General features: G+C 62.4%; 15 protein-coding genes. 12 read left to right on the forward strand and 3 right to left on the reverse strand.

Annotation, left to right across the window (positions count from 1 at the left end; genetic code table 11):
* Window positions 1–40 precede the first annotated feature (40 nt).
* From M1D89_RS19930 to M1D89_RS19980, 11 genes are all read left to right on the forward strand, one after another.
* Window positions 41–1,369, forward strand: a complete 1,329-nt coding sequence (locus M1D89_RS19930) for an ABC transporter substrate-binding protein (protein ID WP_498646263.1) — start codon at window positions 41–43, stop codon at window positions 1,367–1,369.
* A gap of 13 nt (window positions 1,370–1,382) precedes the next feature.
* Window positions 1,383–2,342 (forward strand): carbohydrate ABC transporter permease, encoded by a 960-nt coding sequence (locus M1D89_RS19935; RefSeq protein WP_498646265.1) that lies wholly within the window; start codon window positions 1,383–1,385, stop codon window positions 2,340–2,342.
* Window positions 2,343–3,236 carry a carbohydrate ABC transporter permease gene (locus M1D89_RS19940; RefSeq protein ID WP_498646267.1) on the forward strand — a complete coding sequence of 298 codons (894 nt, stop codon included), beginning with the start codon at window positions 2,343–2,345 and terminating at the stop codon, window positions 3,234–3,236. It begins immediately after the preceding gene.
* A 57-nt stretch (window positions 3,237–3,293) separates the two neighbouring features.
* Complete coding sequence (locus tag M1D89_RS19945; RefSeq protein ID WP_498646269.1) at window positions 3,294–4,055, forward strand: sugar phosphate isomerase/epimerase family protein; 762 nt, start codon at window positions 3,294–3,296, stop codon at window positions 4,053–4,055.
* On the forward strand, window positions 4,052–5,173 hold the full coding sequence (locus M1D89_RS19950; RefSeq protein WP_498646271.1) for a Gfo/Idh/MocA family protein: 1,122 nt from the start codon (window positions 4,052–4,054) through the stop codon (window positions 5,171–5,173). The genes M1D89_RS19945 and M1D89_RS19950 overlap by 4 nt, the downstream gene beginning before the upstream one ends.
* Before the next feature lie 33 nt (window positions 5,174–5,206).
* Window positions 5,207–6,412, forward strand: a complete 1,206-nt coding sequence (locus M1D89_RS19955) for a Gfo/Idh/MocA family protein (protein WP_498646273.1) — start codon at window positions 5,207–5,209, stop codon at window positions 6,410–6,412.
* A gap of 1 nt (window position 6,413) precedes the next feature.
* The gene (locus M1D89_RS19960; protein WP_141283227.1) at window positions 6,414–7,415 is read left to right on the forward strand and encodes a sugar phosphate isomerase/epimerase family protein; all 1,002 of its coding nucleotides are present in this window, start codon (window positions 6,414–6,416) and stop codon (window positions 7,413–7,415) included.
* Window positions 7,416–7,426: 11 nt separating this feature from the next.
* The gene (locus M1D89_RS19965; protein ID WP_498646276.1) at window positions 7,427–8,323 is read left to right on the forward strand and encodes a TolB family protein; all 897 of its coding nucleotides are present in this window, start codon (window positions 7,427–7,429) and stop codon (window positions 8,321–8,323) included.
* 4 nt (window positions 8,324–8,327) lie between these two features.
* Window positions 8,328–9,356 carry a Gfo/Idh/MocA family protein gene (locus M1D89_RS19970; RefSeq protein WP_498646278.1) on the forward strand — a complete coding sequence of 343 codons (1,029 nt, stop codon included), beginning with the start codon at window positions 8,328–8,330 and terminating at the stop codon, window positions 9,354–9,356.
* The gene (locus M1D89_RS19975; protein WP_498646280.1) at window positions 9,353–9,823 is read left to right on the forward strand and encodes a heme-degrading domain-containing protein; all 471 of its coding nucleotides are present in this window, start codon (window positions 9,353–9,355) and stop codon (window positions 9,821–9,823) included. The genes M1D89_RS19970 and M1D89_RS19975 overlap by 4 nt, the downstream gene beginning before the upstream one ends.
* Before the next feature lie 106 nt (window positions 9,824–9,929).
* The gene (locus M1D89_RS19980; protein WP_498646282.1) at window positions 9,930–11,999 is read left to right on the forward strand and encodes a glycosyl hydrolase; all 2,070 of its coding nucleotides are present in this window, start codon (window positions 9,930–9,932) and stop codon (window positions 11,997–11,999) included.
* Here the strand turns inward: M1D89_RS19980 and M1D89_RS19985 are convergent.
* Window positions 11,996–13,219 carry an ROK family transcriptional regulator gene (locus M1D89_RS19985; protein ID WP_498646284.1) on the reverse strand — a complete coding sequence of 408 codons (1,224 nt, stop codon included), beginning with the start codon at window positions 13,217–13,219 and terminating at the stop codon, window positions 11,996–11,998. The two genes, M1D89_RS19980 and M1D89_RS19985, sit on opposite strands and share 4 nt — an antisense overlap.
* Before the next feature lie 59 nt (window positions 13,220–13,278).
* Here M1D89_RS19985 and M1D89_RS19990 point away from each other — a divergent pair, with 59 nt between their 5' ends.
* Entirely contained in the window at window positions 13,279–14,151 is an 873-nt protein-coding gene (locus M1D89_RS19990) for a LacI family DNA-binding transcriptional regulator (RefSeq protein ID WP_498646286.1), read from the forward strand.
* A gap of 34 nt (window positions 14,152–14,185) precedes the next feature.
* Here the strand turns inward: M1D89_RS19990 and M1D89_RS19995 are convergent, their stop codons facing one another.
* Window positions 14,186–16,357 (reverse strand): alpha-galactosidase, encoded by a 2,172-nt coding sequence (locus M1D89_RS19995; protein WP_498646288.1) that lies wholly within the window; start codon window positions 16,355–16,357, stop codon window positions 14,186–14,188.
* Window positions 16,358–16,374: 17 nt separating this feature from the next.
* The gene (locus M1D89_RS20000) at window positions 16,375–17,646 is read right to left on the reverse strand and encodes an ROK family transcriptional regulator (RefSeq protein ID WP_498646290.1); all 1,272 of its coding nucleotides are present in this window, start codon (window positions 17,644–17,646) and stop codon (window positions 16,375–16,377) included.
* Between the last annotated feature and the right edge of the window lie 90 nt (window positions 17,647–17,736).

The raw sequence follows: 17,736 nt of genomic DNA on the forward strand, positions 1-17,736 counted from the left end.
CAACGCCAAAATCACGTTGCCGGTCCCGAAAGGAATCACTATGAATGTTCAGTCCGCAGCTACTCGTGCCTTCTCCCGCCGCAATTTCCTTGGCCTGACCGCGGCAGCAGCGTCCGTTCCGCTGCTGGCCGCCTGCGGCGGTGGCTCAGCCACCCAGGGCGGAGGAGGCGGCGCCGGTGGAACGGTCAAGTTCTGGGATATGCCATGGGCAACGCCGGCCTACAACGAGTCCGCCAAGAAGATCGCTGAAGGCTTCTCCGGTGCGAACAGCGCCAAGGCCAACTACCAGATCATCCAGTGGAACAACTTCTACCAGACGTTCTCGTCGGCCATCGCATCCAAGACCGGACCGGCCGTGTCCACCGGTGGCGGCTTCCAGGCCTTCCAGTTCGAGCAGCAGGGCCAGATCGCTTACGCGGACAAGGTCATTGAAAAGTTGAAGTCCAATGGGCAGTTTGATGACTTCCTGCCCGGCGTGCTGGACCCGTTCAAGTCGGACAAGGGCTACGTAGCAGTGCCGTGGCAGCTGGACATGCGCGTGTTCTGGTACCGCAAGTCGCTATTCGAAAAGGCCAACGTGGCCCTTCCTACCGACTGGCCGTCCTTGCTGGAAGCCGGCAAGGCCTTGAAGAAGCTTGGCGCGTTCGGCTTCGCCACCGGCGCTGGCTCGGGCAACAACTACGGCAACCACTCCATGATCATGATGATGGTCAACAACGGCGGCGGCGTCTGGAGCAAGGACGGCGAGCTGGACCTCCTCAACGACCGCAACGTCGAAGCCATGGAATTCGTCCTGGAACTCGTTTCCAACGGCATCGTGGATCCCGCGGCCGTCAGCTACACCACGGACAACATGTCAGCACAGTGGAAGGACGGCAAGGCCGGCTTCGGCTTGTTCCAGGTCAATGTTCCGCAGCGCGTGGGTGACACGTCAGGCGATCTGCTGGTGGCCGACCCCATCACGGGTCCGCACGGCGACAAGGCCACCATCGTGTTCCCGAACAACATCATGATGTACAAGAACACGCCATCACAGGAAGCCTCGGAAGAGTTCTTGGTCTACTACCTGGGCCAGCTCAAGGAACTCTGGAAGCAGAAGCTCATGTCCGCCCTCCCCGTGTTCAAGTCCATCACTGAGATCCCCGAATTCGCCGATGACCCCAACAACGTCAAGATCGTCAAGGACTGGCAGCCCATTGCCAAGACGTTCGCTTCCCAGGGCAGCACCCTCAACGCCAACCTTGCAGCACTCGACGGCGGCCAGGCACTGAACCAGTTCAGCCAGTCGATCCTGACCGGCCAGGCAACCGACGCGAAGACCGCGTTGCAGACTTTCCAGTCCGGCCTCGAATCGGTCCTGAAGAAGTAGAACGGTACCTGCCATGTCATCAACTACCGCACCATCAGGCCTGTCCCGGGCCCGTCGGGGGCTCGCCCCCGGCGGCTCGGGGGCAGCCCCGGGGCGCAAGAGCAAGCTCAGCGCCCAAACCACCAGGACCTTCTTCTGGCTGTTACTCCCGTCGGTTGTCCTGCTGGTCCTGATCCACGGCTACCCGCTGATCCATGCCGCAGTCCAAGCCACCCACGACGGCGACCTGCTCCAGACCGGCAACTTCGTGGGCGGCGAGAACTTCGCCAACGTCCTGTCCTCGCCCGCGTTCTGGAAAGCCGCACAGTTCACGCTCTGGTTCACCATTGTGGGCGTCTTCGGCTCCTGGCTGGTCGGCCTGGGCCTGGCCCTGTTGCTGCGGACCAAAATCCCCGCCGGCAACACTTTCAAGGTGCTCCTGCTCCTGCCGTGGGTTGTCCCGATCGTGGTTTCCTCCACCGCCTGGAACTGGCTCGTTGCAACCCCGGACAGCCTGATCCCGTCGATCTTCAGGGGCCTCGGCCTGGGAACCCCGCTGTTCCTTGCCGATCCGACCCTCGCCTCCATCACCGTCATGGTCTTCAAGGTGTGGGTGTCCTTCCCCTTCATGATGATGATGATCTCCGCGGCCTTGGCTTCCGTTGACACCACCGTCTATGAAGCCGCCAGCATGGACGGTGCCAGCCCTTGGCAGCAGTTCACGCAGATCACCTTGCCGCTGATCGCACGCTCCACGTACATCTCGTGGATCCTCATGACGATCTTCTGCGTCAACGACTTCCCCACCATCTACCTGCTCACTGGCGGCGGTCCCGTCAGTGCCACCACCTCCCTGGTGGTACTGGCCTACCGCACGGTCTTCCAGGACTTTGCCACCGGCCCCGGCGTCGCCATCGCCTTCCTCATGACCATGACCTTGGTGGTCATCTCAGTCATCCTGTACCGCCAGATCCGAAAGTCGAGCGTCGAATAAATGAGCGCTGTACTCCACGCACACCCCGAATCCGGCCCGGCCCTCGGCATCACAGACACGGGCAAGAACCGCCGCGTCCTCTCCGAAGCCGGCATGCGCGGACGCTGGTGGCGGTTCGCCCTGATCCTGGCCATCACGGTGATCGTCCTGGTTCCCATCATGGTCACCGTGGTCCTCGCCTTTACCCCCGGCGTCAACAGCACGGCAACCGGGCTCACCTTCGAGAACCTCGCCAATGTCTTCAACGGGACCCTGGCTGCCACGTGGCTGCAGAACAGCCTGGTCACTACGCTCTCCACCGTGGTGGTCTCCGTGGCCGTGGCCGCACCCGCCGGCTACGTCCTCTCCCGCGGCCGGTCCAAGGCAGTCTCCGGCTACTCGCTGCTGCTGTTCGTCATGCAATCCTTGCCGATCATCACCTCAGTGGTCCCGCTGTTCATCCTGTTCGCAGGCATGGGGCTGGTGGACAACCTCCTGGGCATCACCATCATCTACGTCGGTTCCACCATGACTGTGGCCACGTGGATGATGGCCGCCTACTTCGACTCCATCCCCATCAGCCTCGAAGAAGCCTCCTGGATTGATGGTTGCTCGGTGTTTGGTTCCTTCACCAAAGTGGTGCTGCGGAACTCGCTGCCAGGCATCCTCTCCACGGCCATCTTCGCCTTCCTCCTGGCCTGGAATGACTACCTCGTGGCTATCGTTTTCCTGCGTTCCAACGAGATTTTCACGCTTCCGATGGGTGTCCAATCCTTCTTCCAGCAGAACGCCACGGACTGGACATCCGTGATGGCCTTGGCCGTGGTCATGATGCTTCCGCCGATCATCGTCTTCGCCACCCTGAATAAGTACTTCAGTGTTGGCGGAATCGGTGGCTCCCTTGCCGGGCGCTAACTAGACTGGCGCCAACTCCCTGAATTCCCTACACAACCTCTCCCGCAAAGGAAAACAATGTCGTACTCACTCCAGCTGTACACCCTCCGCAATGCCATCCAGGAGGACCTGCCTGGAACCATCAAGAAGGTTGCCGAGATCGGCTTCACGCAGGTTGAACCGTACAACTTCGTGGCCACCGCCAAGGAACTTGGCGCGGCTTTGAAGGAGAACGGCCTGACCGCTCCTTCCGGCCACGCACCGCTTTTGAGCCAAGACCAGGACGAAATCTTCGCAGCCGCCAAGGAACTGGGCATCACCACCGTGATCGATCCCTTCCTCCCTGCCGAGCACTGGCAGGATGCCGAGACGATCCAGGGCACGGCAGCCAAGCTCAATGCTGCAGCCAAGAAGGGTGCTGAATACGGCATCCGCGTCGGTTACCACAACCACGCCTGGGAGCTGGAGTCCACCATTGAAGGCAAGACCGCCTTGGAGTACTTCGAAGGACTGCTGGATCCGGAACTCGTCCTCGAGGTCGACACGTACTGGGTTGCCGTCGGCGGCCAGGACCCCGTGGAACTGCTCGCCCGTCTGGGCGACCGTGTGAAGCTCATCCACATCAAGGATGGCCCGGGCAACACTGATACAAAGGCACAGCAGCCTGCCGGCCAAGGCACCATCCCCGTGCTGGACGTCATCGCTGCTGCCAAGTCCTTGGAAGTTGGCGTGGTTGAATTCGACGACTACTCGGGAGACATCTTCCAGGGCATCACTGAGAGCCTGAACTACCTCACCGCTGCAGCCAGCGCAAAGGCAGCCGAAGGAGTACAAGCATGAGCTTCGCACCATCCACCCGCAAGGGCCCGGTCGGCGTGGCCGTCATCGGCGCGGGCAACATCAGCAAGCAGTATCTGGACAACCTCACCGTTTTCCCGGACCTCAAGGTCCTGGTGATCGCGGACCTCTTCGTCGAGGCCGCCGAGGCACGGGCCAAGGAATACGGTATCCCCGAATTCGGTGCCCCCGAGCTGGCACTGAACCATCCTGACGTCGAAATCATCGTCAATCTGACCATCCCGGCAGCGCACGTCGAGGTCGCCACCGCCGCCGTCAATGCGGGCAAGCACGTCTGGACCGAGAAGCCGTTCTCCCTGGACCGTGAATCCGGGCTCGGCCTGCTCAAAGCGGCGGACGCGGCGGGTATCCGCCTCGGCACCGCCCCGGACACGTTCCTGGGCGCTGGCCTGCAAACCGCGCGCCGGATCATCGAGCGTGGCGACATCGGCACGCCGCTGACCGGTATGACCACGTTCCAGACCCCCGGCCCGGAGTCCTGGCACCCAAACCCTGCTTTCCTGTTCCAGCACGGCGCCGGCCCCCTGTTCGACATGGGTCCGTACTACCTCACCGCCCTGATCCAGACGTTCGGCTCTATCCGCAAGGTGGCCGCCGTCGGCTCCTCCGCCAAAGCGACCCGCATCATCGGTTCCGGCCCCAAGGCGGGCGAGGAATTCGCCGTCGAGGTTCCCACGCATGTGTCCGCGATGGCGCAGTTCGAGGGCGGCCAGTCCTCGCACAGCGTGTTCTCCTTCGAGTCGCCGCGCCTGCGGATGGGCTTCGTCGAAATCACCGGTTCCGAAGCTACGCTGTCATTGCCGGACCCGAACTACTTCGACGGCGACCTGAAGCTGTGGCGTCCAGGCGCGGAAGAACCGGAGATCATCCCTGCCACGGGTCCGGCCAACGGCCGCGGCCTGGGCGTGCTGGACATGGCCCGCGCTTTGCGTGCCGGCACCGCACACCGCGCCACGGGTGACCTCGCCTACCACGTGCTCGACAGCATGGTTTCGATCGCCGAGTCCGTGGAATCCGGCTCATTCGTGGACGTCACCAGCAATGCACCCGTCTCGGCTGCCCTCCCTGAGGACTGGGCGCCCGAAACCGCAACGCTCTAGCAGCCCGCAAAGCGATAGGAAGAGAACAAGAACATGACCACCCCCGCCCACCCGTCCGACCACACGCCTTCCCCGGCCGAAAGCCCGGCATCCTCCCCGTTAGGGGTTGCCGCCATCGGCTATGCCTTCATGGGAAAGGCCCATTCGAACGCGTGGCGGAACGTGGCCAGCTTCTTCGACGTCCCGGCCTTCGAGCAGAAAGTGCTCGTGGGCCGGGACGCCGGTGCGGTCGCCGAGGCCGCCGCCAAGTACGGTTGGGCCGAGTCTGCCACTGACTGGCGTTCCGTGATTGAACGGGACGACATCCACATCGTGGATATCTGCGCCCCCGGCTGGATGCACGCCGAAATCGCTACCGCCGCACTGGCCGCAGGTAAACACGTCCTGGTGGAGAAGCCGCTGGCCAACACCATCGCCGAAGCCGAAGCCATGACCGCAGCCGCCATTGCTGCCCGGTCCCGCGGCGTCCAGTCCATGATCGGCTTCAATTACCGCCGCGTCCCCGCCTTGGCCCTGGCCCGCGAGCTCATTGCCGAAGGACGTCTCGGCACCATTCGGCACGTCCGCGCGGCGTACTTGCAGGACTGGCTTTCCGACGCCGATTCCCCCATGACGTGGCGCCTCCGCAAGGAAACCGCCGGATCCGGGGCGCTGGGCGACATCGCCTCGCACGCCATCGACCAGGTCCTGTACCTCCTCGGCGATGCCGTCACCGAGGTTTCAGGCCGCCTGCACACGTTCGTGGACCGCCGCCCCGGCGTGAACGGCCCTGAAGATGTGACGGTCGACGACGCCGCTTGGGCCACGCTGACCCTCGCCTCCGGAGCGATCGCCTCGGTGGAAGTCTCGCGCGTGGCCACAGGCCAGAAGAACTCCCTCAAGCTCGAAATCTACGGTGACAAGGGCACGATCCTTTTCGACCTCGAGGCGTTGAATGAGCTCGGCTTCCTGGACGCCACAGCCCCCGTCCGCGAACAGGGTTTCCGTCGGATCCTGGTCAACGAACCCGAACACCCCTACCTCGAAGCATGGTGGCCACAGGGTCACATCATCGGTTGGGAACACACCTTCACGCACCAAATCCGGGACTTCCTGACGGCCATCGCCTCCGGAAAGGCTCCGTCGCCGTCGTTCGAAGAAGGCCTGAACGTCCAACACATCCTCGCCGCCGTGGAAGAGTCTGCCGCCGCCAAAAGCTCACTGATCCAGCTACACGCAAACCCTATTGAAGGAGCCTGACATGCCCCGCCCGTACACCCTGTTCACCGGCCAGTGGGCTGACCTCCCCTTCGAGGAAGTCGCGCGCCTTGCCTCGGGCTGGGGCTATGACGGCCTGGAAATCGCCGTCTCCGGAGACCACCTGGACGCCTGGCGTTGGGACGAGCCCGGTTACGTCGAATCCAAACTCGCCGTCCTGGAGAAGTACAACCTGAAGGTCTGGGCCATCTCCAACCACCTCAAAGGCCAGGCCGTCTGCGATGACCCCATCGACTTCCGCCACGAAGCCATCGTCGGCTCGCGTGTGTGGGGCGACGGAGAACCCGAAGGCGTCCGCCAACGTGCGGCCGAGGAAATGAAACACACCGCCCGCCTCGCCCGCGCGTTGGGAGTGGATACCGTCGTCGGGTTCACCGGCTCCTCCATCTGGCAATACGTCGCCATGTTCCCGCCCGTCCCGGAAAAGGTCATCGAGGCCGGCTACCAGGACTTCGCGGACCGGTGGAACCCCATCCTGGACGTCTTCGACGAATGCGGGGTCCGCTTCGCCCACGAAGTCCACCCGAGTGAGATCGCCTACGACTACTGGACCACCGTCCGGACCCTCGAAGCGATCGGCCACCGGCCCGCGTTCGGCCTGAACTGGGACCCGTCCCACTTCATGTGGCAGGGCATCGATCCCGTGTCGTTCATCTGGGATTTCAAGGACCGGATTTACCACGTGGACTGCAAGGACACCAAGCTCCGCCCCACCGGCCGGAACACCGTGATGGGCTCGCACCTGCCCTGGGGTGACCCGCGCCGCGGCTGGGACTTCGTCTCCGCCGGGCGCGGCGACGTGCCCTGGGAATCATCCTTCCGTGCCCTCACTGCCATCGGTTACGACGGACCCATCTCGGTGGAATGGGAAGACGCCGGAATGGACCGTCTCCACGGCGCCCCCGAAGCCCTGGCGGCGCTCAAGAAGTTCGACTTCCCGGCGTCGCAAACCAGCTTCGACGCCGCCTTCAGCAGCAAAGACTAGGTAAACCCGACGTGATCCGCACCCTTCAACCGAACCAGCGCTGCGAGGTGTGGATCGCGTCGGTCACCGGCGACGCCGAGCTGGTGTTCTCCACCGATGAAGTACTGCTCGAGGCGCCCAATTGGACCCTGGACGGCACGGCACTCATCCTGAACGGGGACGGAAGGCTATGGCGCTTTGATCCCGGCGCTGGTTCACTTCGGGAAGTTCCGCTGACAGGCATCCCCGACCTGAACAATGATCACGTCCTGGCACCCGACGGCGAAAGCATCTTCCTCTCCGCGAACGATGGCCACATCTACCGTGCCGCGCTTTCCGGTGGCCCGGCCAGCAGGATCACCGATGATGACGGTTCCTTCCATTTCCTCCACGGGGTCAGCCCGGATGGTGCACAGTTGGCATATGTGGGCATCGAGGCGGGCGACTTCACGCGGCCCGGACGGCTGATGACCATAGCGTCCGACGGCGGCGCTGCCGCAAGCGTCGACGTCGGTCCCGGCCACTGCGACGGGCCGGAATATTCGCCCGACGGGAAGTGGTTCTACCTGAATACGGAGTCCTTCACTTCCGCGCCCGGCCACGCCCAACTGGCTCGGATCCAGGTGGATGGCAGCGGATTCGAGCAGCTCCTCACGTCCAAAACCGTCGACTGGTTCCCGCATCTCTCCCCCGATGGCCGCTACGCCAGTTACATCAGCTTCCCCAGCGGCACTGAAGGCCACCCAGCCGACTTGCCGGTCGACGTCGTACTTGTTTCAACCGAGGACTGGGCCGTTCCCCTCCATACATGGCCACTTTTCGGCGGCCAAGGTACCCTCAACGTCAACAGTTGGTCGCCGGATTCCGAGCGTTTTGCGTTTGTGGCGTACCCGCTCACTGACTCGTTTCCAGATTCCGCAAAGGACTAAGCACGTGACCCTCAGCAATGGCACCTCCGACGGAACGATCCGCTGGGGAATACTCGGCACAGGATTTATTGCCGGGCTCCAAACCCAGGACCTGAAAGAGAATGGCTTCACCGTACAGGCTGTGGGATCCCGTTCGCTGGACTCAAGCAAGGCTTTCGCCGAAAAGTACGGAGTGACCGCCGCGCACGGGAGCTATGAAGATCTGGTGGCAGACCCGCTGGTTGACGTGGTCTACATCGCCACGCCGCACCCCTTCCACCACGCGAACGCCCTGCTGGCACTGAATGCGGGCAAACACGTGCTGGTGGAGAAAGCGTTCACCATGAACGCCCGCGAGGCTCAGGACATCGTCGACCTGGCAGAGTCCAAGGGGCTTGTGGCCTTGGAGGCCATGTGGACGCGGTTCCTTCCCCACATGATCCGCGTCCGGGAGCTTATTGCCGCCGGCGCTATAGGTGACGTCCGGAAGGTGGTGGCCACACATAACCAGAGCCTTCCCAAGGACCCGGCCCACCGGCTCAACGATCCCGCGCTCGGTGGCGGAGCGCTGCTGGACCTGGGCATTTACCCGATCTCCTTTGCTTTCGACACTCTGGGCACGCCTGCGTCGATCAAGGCCAGCGCCTCCATGTCGGCTACCGGAGTGGACCGCCAAACGGCTGCGATCTTTGAATACGCCGACGGTGCTCAGGCGATCGTTGATTGCGAGTTGGACGCCGCCAGCGCCAACCGCGCGATGGTCATCGGAACCGAAGGTTGGATCGACATCGAGCACACTTGGTACAACCCCGTCCCCTTCACGGTTTTCGGCGTTGATGGCACTGTCGTGGAGCGCTATGACCAGCCCGTGAACAGCCGGGGCATGCAGTACCAGGCAGCAGAACTCGAACGCCTGATCCGTACGGGCGAGACTGCGGGCACGGTCCTGCCGCCGGGCGAGTCCGTGGCCATCATGGCTGCCATGGACGAGATTCGTCAGCAAATCGGGCTTCGCTATGAATCTGACACTGTCCTGGAAGGAACCCAAGAATGAGTGATTCACCGCGCCTTGCCGAACTGCGTCAGCAGGAAGAAGAGCTGGTCTTCGCTTCATTCGATCACCATGACGCATGGCGGCTCGGATCTCTGATCGCCAACCATGCCATCGCCTCGGAGTTCGGGGTAGCGATCGACATTCGCCGGCACAACTTGGTGCTCTTCCGCTGCGTCCTGCCCGGTTCCACCGCCGACCAGGAAGAGTGGATCCGCCGCAAGTCTGCTGCCGTGCTGCGGTTTGAGCACAGCACGGCGTTGTTGGGTGAACAATTTGCCGAACGCAACCCCCTTGGCGGCGGGTGGCTGGCCCCGGAGGACTACACGCTCGACGGCGGTTCGTTCCCCATCCGCGTACGAGGCGCCGGAGTGGTCGGCACAATCACGGTGTCCGGGTTGTCGTCGGACGAGGACCACCAAATGGTGGTGGACGGAATCCGCAACTATCTGAAAACGGTGGGGGCCTAAGTCGGCCACAAGGCAGCAGAATTAAATATCTTTACCTACTTAAGTTAATCACTTACTGTGGTCCGAGGCGATGCGCCGTTGCATCCCCCGAGAAGACAGGACCACATTGAAATCATCAAGTGAGTTTCTTCGCCGCCTGCGCACGTGCGGCCTGACCGTGCTCATTGCCGCCTTAGCATCCTCTACTGCCGCACCGGCGTTGGCAGCCCTTCCACCTTCGCCGAGCAGTTCCGGGGCTCCGGAACGCGTCTCAATCGTTGATCCCCAAGCAACGCCCCGGACGGCTTCATTGTTTGCCTACCTACGCTCCCAGCAGGGCCAGGGCATCCTCTTCGGCCACCAGCAGGACACGGAATTTGGCGTAACGTTCCCCGCGGAGAGCGCCGACGGTTTCCAATCCGACGTCAAGGCAGCCACCGGAGAGCATCCAGCGGTCTTCGGCTGGGATTTTGGCCATGAAGGATACGGTTCTGCCCCCGGCAGCCCCACGCCGGAGGAGAACTTCCAGCACACGGTCAGCCTGGTCAAAGCAGCAGACGAAATTGGAGGTATCCAAACCTTCTCCGCCCACATGGACAACTTCGTTACTGGTGGAGCCTTTGACGACACTGACGGTGGCGTGGTCCCGCGGATTATGCCCGGTGGGGACAAAAACAGAGCTTTCACGGACTACCTTGACCGGGTAGCCAGGATCGCGAAGGCCGCTGTTGACGAAAACGGCGAGCCCATCCCGATCGTGTTCCGTCCGTTCCACGAAAATGCAGGATCGTGGTTCTGGTGGGGAGCAGCCCACGCCTCCTCCTCCCAGTACATCGAACTGTTCCGCTACACCGTGGAATATCTTCGAGACACCAAAGAAGTGCACAACTTCCTCTACTCCTACTCGCCGGGCGGCGGCTTCAGCGGTACCAGCGATGTTTTCCTGCGCACGTACCCTGGTGACGCCTTCGTGGACGTGCTCGGGTACGACAACTACGACAGTTCCGGCGGCTCACAACAATGGCTGGATGGGCTCGTAGCGGATTTGGGCATGATCTCGCGCCTCGCAGATGAGCGGGGCAAGGTGGCGGCACTGACGGAAGTTGGTGTTAGCGGAGCCCTCAAGCCGAACGGGCAGAACGCGGATACCGCCTGGTACAGCCATGTGCTGGCAGCACTCAAATCCGACCCCGATGCCCGGCGGATGGCGTGGATGCTGACATGGACCAACTATGGGACCGGCCAGTTCTTCGTGCCCTATCCGGCAACCGGGGAGTTGGCGGAGCACGAAATGCTTCCGGACTTCCAAGCGTTTGCGGCAGATGACTTTACGGTTTTCAGCGGAGGTTTGTCCGCGAGTGAGGTTTGGCAGCGAAAGGTAAAGGCCTCGGATCATGCGCCCGCCCTGCATGTGGTCTCCCCTGTTGATGGAGCCCGGATCACGGAGCTCAGCACAACTGTCCGCGTCCGTGTCAGCGACGCAAAAGCGAAGCACGCCTGGTTCACAGTGGGCGATGACGGGGCCAAGCAGCAACTGGCCTACGATGCTGCTTCCGGATACTTCATTGGCACCCTGGCTGTGCCCGAAGCTGCATTGACTAATACGCGGACCAGCCTCACTGTGACCGCCGAACTCGCCGGGAACGCCCAGCTCACCGCTCGGCAACAAATTGTCCTTGGCGCTAAGCCAGCTGCGGCTCCGGGTGTGGTGGACGACTTTGAAACGTACGCCGATGACAGTGAGCTCCGGGCTACGTACAGCGCAGTGGGGGCCAACTCCATTTCGCTGTCCAACAGCCCTGTGGGAGGCGGAGAACGTTCGTTGCGCTTCGACTACGACTTCAGGCTCCAGAATTACACCGGGATCACCCGCCGGATAGAAGGCGACTGGTCCGGCTTCAACGCTCTTTCCCTGTGGTTGAAGCCGGATGGATCACAGCAGAAACTTGTTCTGCAGCTGGTCTGCGGTGGGGTGGCTTATGAGGCGTATCCATCGCTGAATGGTACGGAAGGCCAAAACATCAGCATCCCCTTTGCCGATTTCCGGCCCGCACCTTGGGACACGGCCAACGCAACACGACGGATAACGGCGGAGGACCTCAAGGATCTCTCCCAGTTCAACATCTTCATCAACCAGGTTCCTGACGGTACGACCACCACAGGAACGATTTACCTGGATGAGCTGAAAGCCGGCTAGTTGTACTGTCCCGGCAGGTTGGCCGCCGGCTGGTTGATGCTCTGTTGAAGCATCAAGGCAGCGGCGCCCACCGACGCCGCGTCCGTTACCTGTGTTGCCAACCGCACCGTGACGCCGTGCTTCAGCGAAGCAAAAGCCTCTTCACGGAGTCGCTGTTCAACTATGGGCAAATACAACGAACCGGCCGTGGTGAAAGACGGTCCGGCAAAGGTCACCGAATCCAGATCCAGGATGTTCACCAAAGCCAGGACGGCATCGGCCACATATTCTGCGGATTCCTCAATGAGGGCCACTGACAGCGGATCGCCATGGACGGCTGCTGTTGCAATCACTGCGAAGTCACTGAACGGATCGTTATCACTGGAGAGCTTGAGCATGGTGGTCTTGCCGGCTGATATGGCTTCCCGCGCGCGCTCGGCAACAGCCCGTGGTCCAGCCACTTCTTCCAGCGTCAAACCTGACCGCCGGTCCCCTTGGAAGCGCACGCTTCCCAGGGGACCGGCGTTCGAGCTGGCGCCACGATATAGCGACCCGGAAATGAGCAACCCGGCGCTGATGCTGGCACCCATGTAAAGGGTGCAGTGGGCTGTGGCGTCCGGGATGGCACCGCTCCAAAAGTCGCCCATGGCGGCAGCAGTGGCAACATTGTCCAACAACGTGGGCAGGGCCGTAGCCTCCCTCATGGCTTCCCTCACGGGGAAGCCTTCCCACAAAGGCATGCTGGGCGACGAGAGGATGGAACCGGCGTCGAGATCCAACGCGCCGGGAGCCACTAGACCAATACCCGCCACAATGTCCCGCTCTTGGTTCGCCATTCCCAGCAGCACGTTCACATGGCCGGCTACGTCCTGGACCACCTCCTGAGGATTCCTCGATCGGGCGCCGCGTATCCGTGTCCGGGCGAGGACAGACCCGGCTGCATCCGTCACGAGAATAACAATCCAGTCCGCGCCGAGCTGGACACCTACGCTGCAGCGCGCTGCGGGATTGAGCCCAAGAAGAACGCGGGGTTTGCCCTTTGCTCCGGTGAAGGTCCGTTCACCTGTCTCTACAAGCAAACCTTCACCCAGAAGAGAGCGGACCAGGTTGGAGATAGACGCCTGCGTCAGGCCGGTTCGTTCGGCCAACTGCACGCGGCTGACAGGGCCTTCTGCCCTGACGCGGTCAAGGATCAAGGCCCTGCTGGTGGGTGTGATGGACGAGGAGGGCAGGACGGTCATGGACGTTTCAGGGCTCGGCTCATGTGCTAAGTATTGCCGGTCGAAGCCATACTTAGCACATGGACAATGCCGCATCGACAAGCAATCGGCCACCACGTTTTGGTCTGGCTGTTCAGAGTAAGAACGGACCGCACGGCACCGACCCCTTCTTCGAGGATCTCCTGACAGGCATGGAAGAGGCCCTTGATGTGGAGGGTGCCAGCGTTTTCCTGCGGCAGTTCACCTCCTATCAGGAGGAACTGAAGGCGTATCCTCGGTGGGCCGAAAGTGGAGACGTGGACGCGGTGGTTATTGCGGACTCACAAGAGGACGATTCCAGGGCGCAACTCTGCCTGGAGCTCGGCCTGCCTGTTGTCATCCTGGGTGGCCCACCGGTGGATGGCGCCTCACTGGTGGATGTCGATAATTCCGGCGGCATGGAAATGGCCGTCAACTACCTCTCCGGCCTCGGACATAAGATCATTGGACGCGTCTCCGGGCCGGCGCACCTCCACCACACAAAGTCCCGCAGTGTGGCTTTTGACCAGGCCCTTGAGCGTCGGGGAGTCACAGGGCTGTCAGTAGAAGGTGACTACTCGGCCGCTTCCGGGGATCTGCGAACACGGGAAATCTTGTCTGTTTCCACTCCTCCCACCGCAGTCATTTATGACAACAGCATGATGGCTGTGGCGGGTTTGGGCGCGGCCAAGGACTTGGGATTGGAAGTTCCCCACGATGTTTCCTTGCTGGCATGGGACGACGGGCCAGGTTGCCGGCTCGCCTCCCCTCCCCTGTCTGTCCTCAGCCTGGACGTCCATGAATTGGGGCGAACAGTGGCGGATGTCCTGATGGAGACGTACTCGGGCGCAGTCCAGAGTGTGGTCCACGTCCCCACGGGACGAATCGTGCAACGGGGCAGCACAGCAGACCCCGCGCACGTTCGCAGCATCTAAAGGCACCGGAACCGGACTCATCGTGCAGCCCGGACTACACACCTTGGACATGCAGCACCAGCGCCTGGGCCGGCCACAACAGCGGAATCTGCAGGCCATCCCGGACCAGGACACTCCCGGGAAGAGTGATCTCACCGGCAGAAACCCACGGCGGAGTGATCCACCCATGGCGGGCCTCGCCGAGTTCCTTCCTCACCCTCACACGGTAACGCCGGGACGCATCCAAGCCGTGAAGCCTGATCCGCTCCGGAAGGGCATCCTCCAAGGTGGCAACCGACGCGATGGTCCAGACACCCTCGCTCTGGTCCGGGAGTACGGCCCCCGTCACCCGCAAGGCCGGATCAAGGACATCTGCATGCACTGAAACTCCGGTGTGCAGGACGTGACGGAGCTCTTTGTACAAGGCACTAAAAGCGCGCACTGTTTCCAGTTCGTCAGGGGTGCATTCCAACAGGTTCCACTCGAAGCCGGCGGATCCCATCAGGCTGGTGGCAGCCCTGTACGACAATTCCAGGGTGCGGCCTGAACTGTGCGACGTCGTTGGCCCCACATGACCTCCCACCATCTCGGGGGGCAGCAACAGTTGTGTCCATCGCTGAATGTCCTGCCGTTCCACGGCATCGTTGGAATCGGATGCCCACACCCTGTCCGCAAACTCGAGTATCCCCAGGTCCGTCCTGGCTCCTCCGCTGGAGCATGACTCGATTTCCAGTCCCGGGTGGCTTTCCTTGAGTTCACGAATCAACCGGTACGTAGCGAGGGTATGTCCGTGGATGCCGGGCACTCCGGAATGCACGGATTCCACCAGATCGCGGTTGTGGTCCCATTTGATGAAGTCGATGCCCAGGTCCTCGATGAGTGTGCTCATCTGGTTCCGGACGTGCTCATAGGCGCCCGCATTGGCCAGGTCCAGTACGTACTGGGTCCGCCAGGACAGTTCGTCAGGGGACGCCCAAACGTGGTCCGGATTGTGCAGCAGCCACTCGGGGTGCGCCCGGGCAAGGTGGGAGTCCAGGTTCACCATTTCAGGTTCGAACCACAGGCCGAACTGCATGCCTAGATCGTGGACGCGTTGCGCCAAAGGACCCAGCCCCTGTGGCCACACGGCAGGATCTATGGTCCAGTCCCCCAGCCCTTTGGTGTCGTCACGGCGAGCCATGAACCAGCCGTCATCCAGGACGAAACGCTCAACTCCCACCTCAGCAGCACGTTCTGCCAAGCGCATCAGAGTCGCCGGGTCATGGTCAAAGTAGACGGCTTCCCAGGTGTTGAGCACCAAAGGCCTGGTACTGCGGGGGTGTTGATCCCGCGAGCGCAATGCTTGATGGAACCGGGCCGACAGACCGTCGAGCCCCTCATCGGACCACGCGAACCAGGCCTTGGGAGTGCTGTAACTTTCACCGGGGGACAGCCTGATCTCACCGGTCCGCAGGAGCTCGCCGGCTCCCAAAAGCGTCACTGCGTCAGTCATCCGGTCAGTGCGGTACGTGCAGTCGGCGCTCCATCCCAGATGGACGGCCCACATTTCGCCGCTCCGGTTCCCGGGCTTGCCGATGCTTGCGATTTCCAGGTGGGGGGCATCGTGTCCGCCCCTGCCGCGCCGTGTTTCGCGGCTGACTGCGCCTCGCGGCATTTCCGTGGTGAAGGGAGCTTTCTCCCTGGTCCACCGCCCCGAAAATGACGTCAGGTGGTCGGCAGTCTTCGGGAGGGGCATGGTCGCTTCCACCCAATGGACGTCCAACGGAGTTGTTCCTGTATTGATCACGCGGTGCATCACCGTGAGGACTCCGCCAGGCGTGAGTACAAGCTCGGCGTGGATTTCCAGCCCGTTGCCTTCGTCAGAAGCAGTGATGCTCGCCGCGTACTCGTTGGCCGTGACGTCCTTAACGGCCCATCGCGGGAAGACCGGTGCTCCTTCCCGGGTCACCACCAGCCCGGGCCGGCCTGCCCAGCCGTCACCTTCTTGGGGAAGGATGCTGAGCTGCCATGCGGCGTCGAGCGTTCCGGGCGCCGTTTGGCGGCCACTGGCGAGGACCATCGCTTGGAGATCGTCGTGCTCCAAGGGCCCGACGTCGGCGCCCCAGTGAAGGACTGAAGGCAGGCCCGCGGACAGGTGCCGCAGGACGATGCTCACGCCGTCGCGGCGCAGCACCGTGAACGGCTGTACCTGCTGGATGGAGGGTGAGGGGTGTAGGGACTGGGTCATGCTGTTCTCCGGATCTTTCAGGGGTTGAGGCTGGCGAACTGTGGCTGGTTTGGTCGAGTAAGGAACGACGGCGGAACGGTTCTTCGGTCTTTGGTGTCGCCGACGGTGCGGAGTACCTGTAATGACCCTCCGATCGCTGCGGCAAGCGAACCGTGCGAGGACAGGACCACGTTGATGGGTTGCAGTTCACGGTTGAAAGCGGCGGCGTTGACCGTGGCGGAGATGTGATCCCGGAGAAGCGTGCCGGCGGTGGAGAAGGCCGGGCCTGCCAGCACCACGGTGCTGAGGTCGAAGAGGTTCACCAGGGTTACCGCGGCTTGTCCGAGGCCGCGGGCCGCGTCCTCCAGCAGGAGTCGGGCGTCAAGGTCCCCGCCCACTGCGGCGGACGAAATACGGTCAAAGTCGTTCAGCGTTTCCGCCCGGTTGTCTTTGAGGCCCAGCCTGTCGCGAAGCGGAACATCCCGGACGGCGCGGGCTACAACTGCAGCAGTACCGCAAATGTTCTCCACACAACCCCTGTTGCCGCATTCGCAGGGCGGTCCGGAAGCGTCGAGGGTGATGTGTCCGATTTCAACAGTGTTGGAACCTCCGCCGCGGTAAACCTCCTTGTTCACCACAGCCCCGCCACCGAGGCCACTCGCCATGTAGATCACTCCGAAGGACTCTGCGGAGACGTCCCCTAACCATTGCTCACCCATGGCCGCGGCGGTGGCATCGTTCTCAAGAATGACCGGCAGCCCGGTCAGCCGTGACAGCGCGGGCACCAACGGATAGCCGTACCACTGGGGAGTAGGACGTGGTGCCAGGAGAGTTCCTTCAACACGGTTCTGCGGTCCATGTGTGACCAGGCTGATGCCAAGAACACTCTCGAACGGCACTTCCTCGTCCTCAAGCAGGCTGTGGATCCGGGCCGAGAGGATCTCCAGCATCTCCCCCGGAGCATGGCTCCCCGAGCCTTGAAGAGTCTGCTGCGAAACCAAGCGACCGGTGAAGTCGGCCAGGACCACCGAACTCGTGCATCGGTCCATCTGAACTCCCACCGCGTAGTGGGCTTGGCCACGGAGCCGGAGGAGCCGCCGCGGCTGTCCCCCGGTGGAGCGCGCTTGCCCGGCTTCCTGAACCAGTCCGTCGTCGAGCAGTTCCCGGATCACGTTGGTGATGGTCCCCGGCGTCAGCCCGGTAGCGCCTACAAGTTCCACCCTGCTGACGGTTCCGCGGGTGCGCATGATGTCCAGCAGCTTTGCCTTGGTTGAGGCGGCCGGAGGTGGATGCGTCGTGATGGTGGTCACCGTTCTCCTTTTGGGTCGGACGTCCTGGATTCACTTTCAATAATAACTTGACTCACTTAATTTAATCACCTAACTTTTTCATAGGTCGTG

This window comes from Arthrobacter sp. D3-18 (assembly GCF_054408525.1).

What these genes read in the sequence shown, in the direction of transcription:
- M1D89_RS19930 (WP_498646263.1), top strand. Translation starts at nt 41, where the DNA reads ATGAATGTTCAGTCCGCAGCTACTCGTGCCTTCTCCCGCCGCAATTTC.
- M1D89_RS19995 (WP_498646288.1), bottom strand. Translation starts at nt 16,357, where the DNA reads ATGACCCAGTCCCTACACCCCTCACCCTCCATCCAGCAGGTACAGCCG.
- M1D89_RS19950 (WP_498646271.1), top strand. Translation starts at nt 4,052, where the DNA reads ATGAGCTTCGCACCATCCACCCGCAAGGGCCCGGTCGGCGTGGCCGTC.
- M1D89_RS19945 (WP_498646269.1), top strand. Translation starts at nt 3,294, where the DNA reads ATGTCGTACTCACTCCAGCTGTACACCCTCCGCAATGCCATCCAGGAG.
- M1D89_RS19935 (WP_498646265.1), top strand. Translation starts at nt 1,383, where the DNA reads ATGTCATCAACTACCGCACCATCAGGCCTGTCCCGGGCCCGTCGGGGG.
- M1D89_RS19975 (WP_498646280.1), top strand. Translation starts at nt 9,353, where the DNA reads ATGAGTGATTCACCGCGCCTTGCCGAACTGCGTCAGCAGGAAGAAGAG.
- M1D89_RS19990 (WP_498646286.1), top strand. Translation starts at nt 13,279, where the DNA reads ATGGACAATGCCGCATCGACAAGCAATCGGCCACCACGTTTTGGTCTG.
- M1D89_RS19985 (WP_498646284.1), bottom strand. Translation starts at nt 13,219, where the DNA reads ATGACCGTCCTGCCCTCCTCGTCCATCACACCCACCAGCAGGGCCTTG.
- M1D89_RS19955 (WP_498646273.1), top strand. Translation starts at nt 5,207, where the DNA reads ATGACCACCCCCGCCCACCCGTCCGACCACACGCCTTCCCCGGCCGAA.
- M1D89_RS19940 (WP_498646267.1), top strand. Translation starts at nt 2,343, where the DNA reads ATGAGCGCTGTACTCCACGCACACCCCGAATCCGGCCCGGCCCTCGGC.
- M1D89_RS19960 (WP_141283227.1), top strand. Translation starts at nt 6,414, where the DNA reads ATGCCCCGCCCGTACACCCTGTTCACCGGCCAGTGGGCTGACCTCCCC.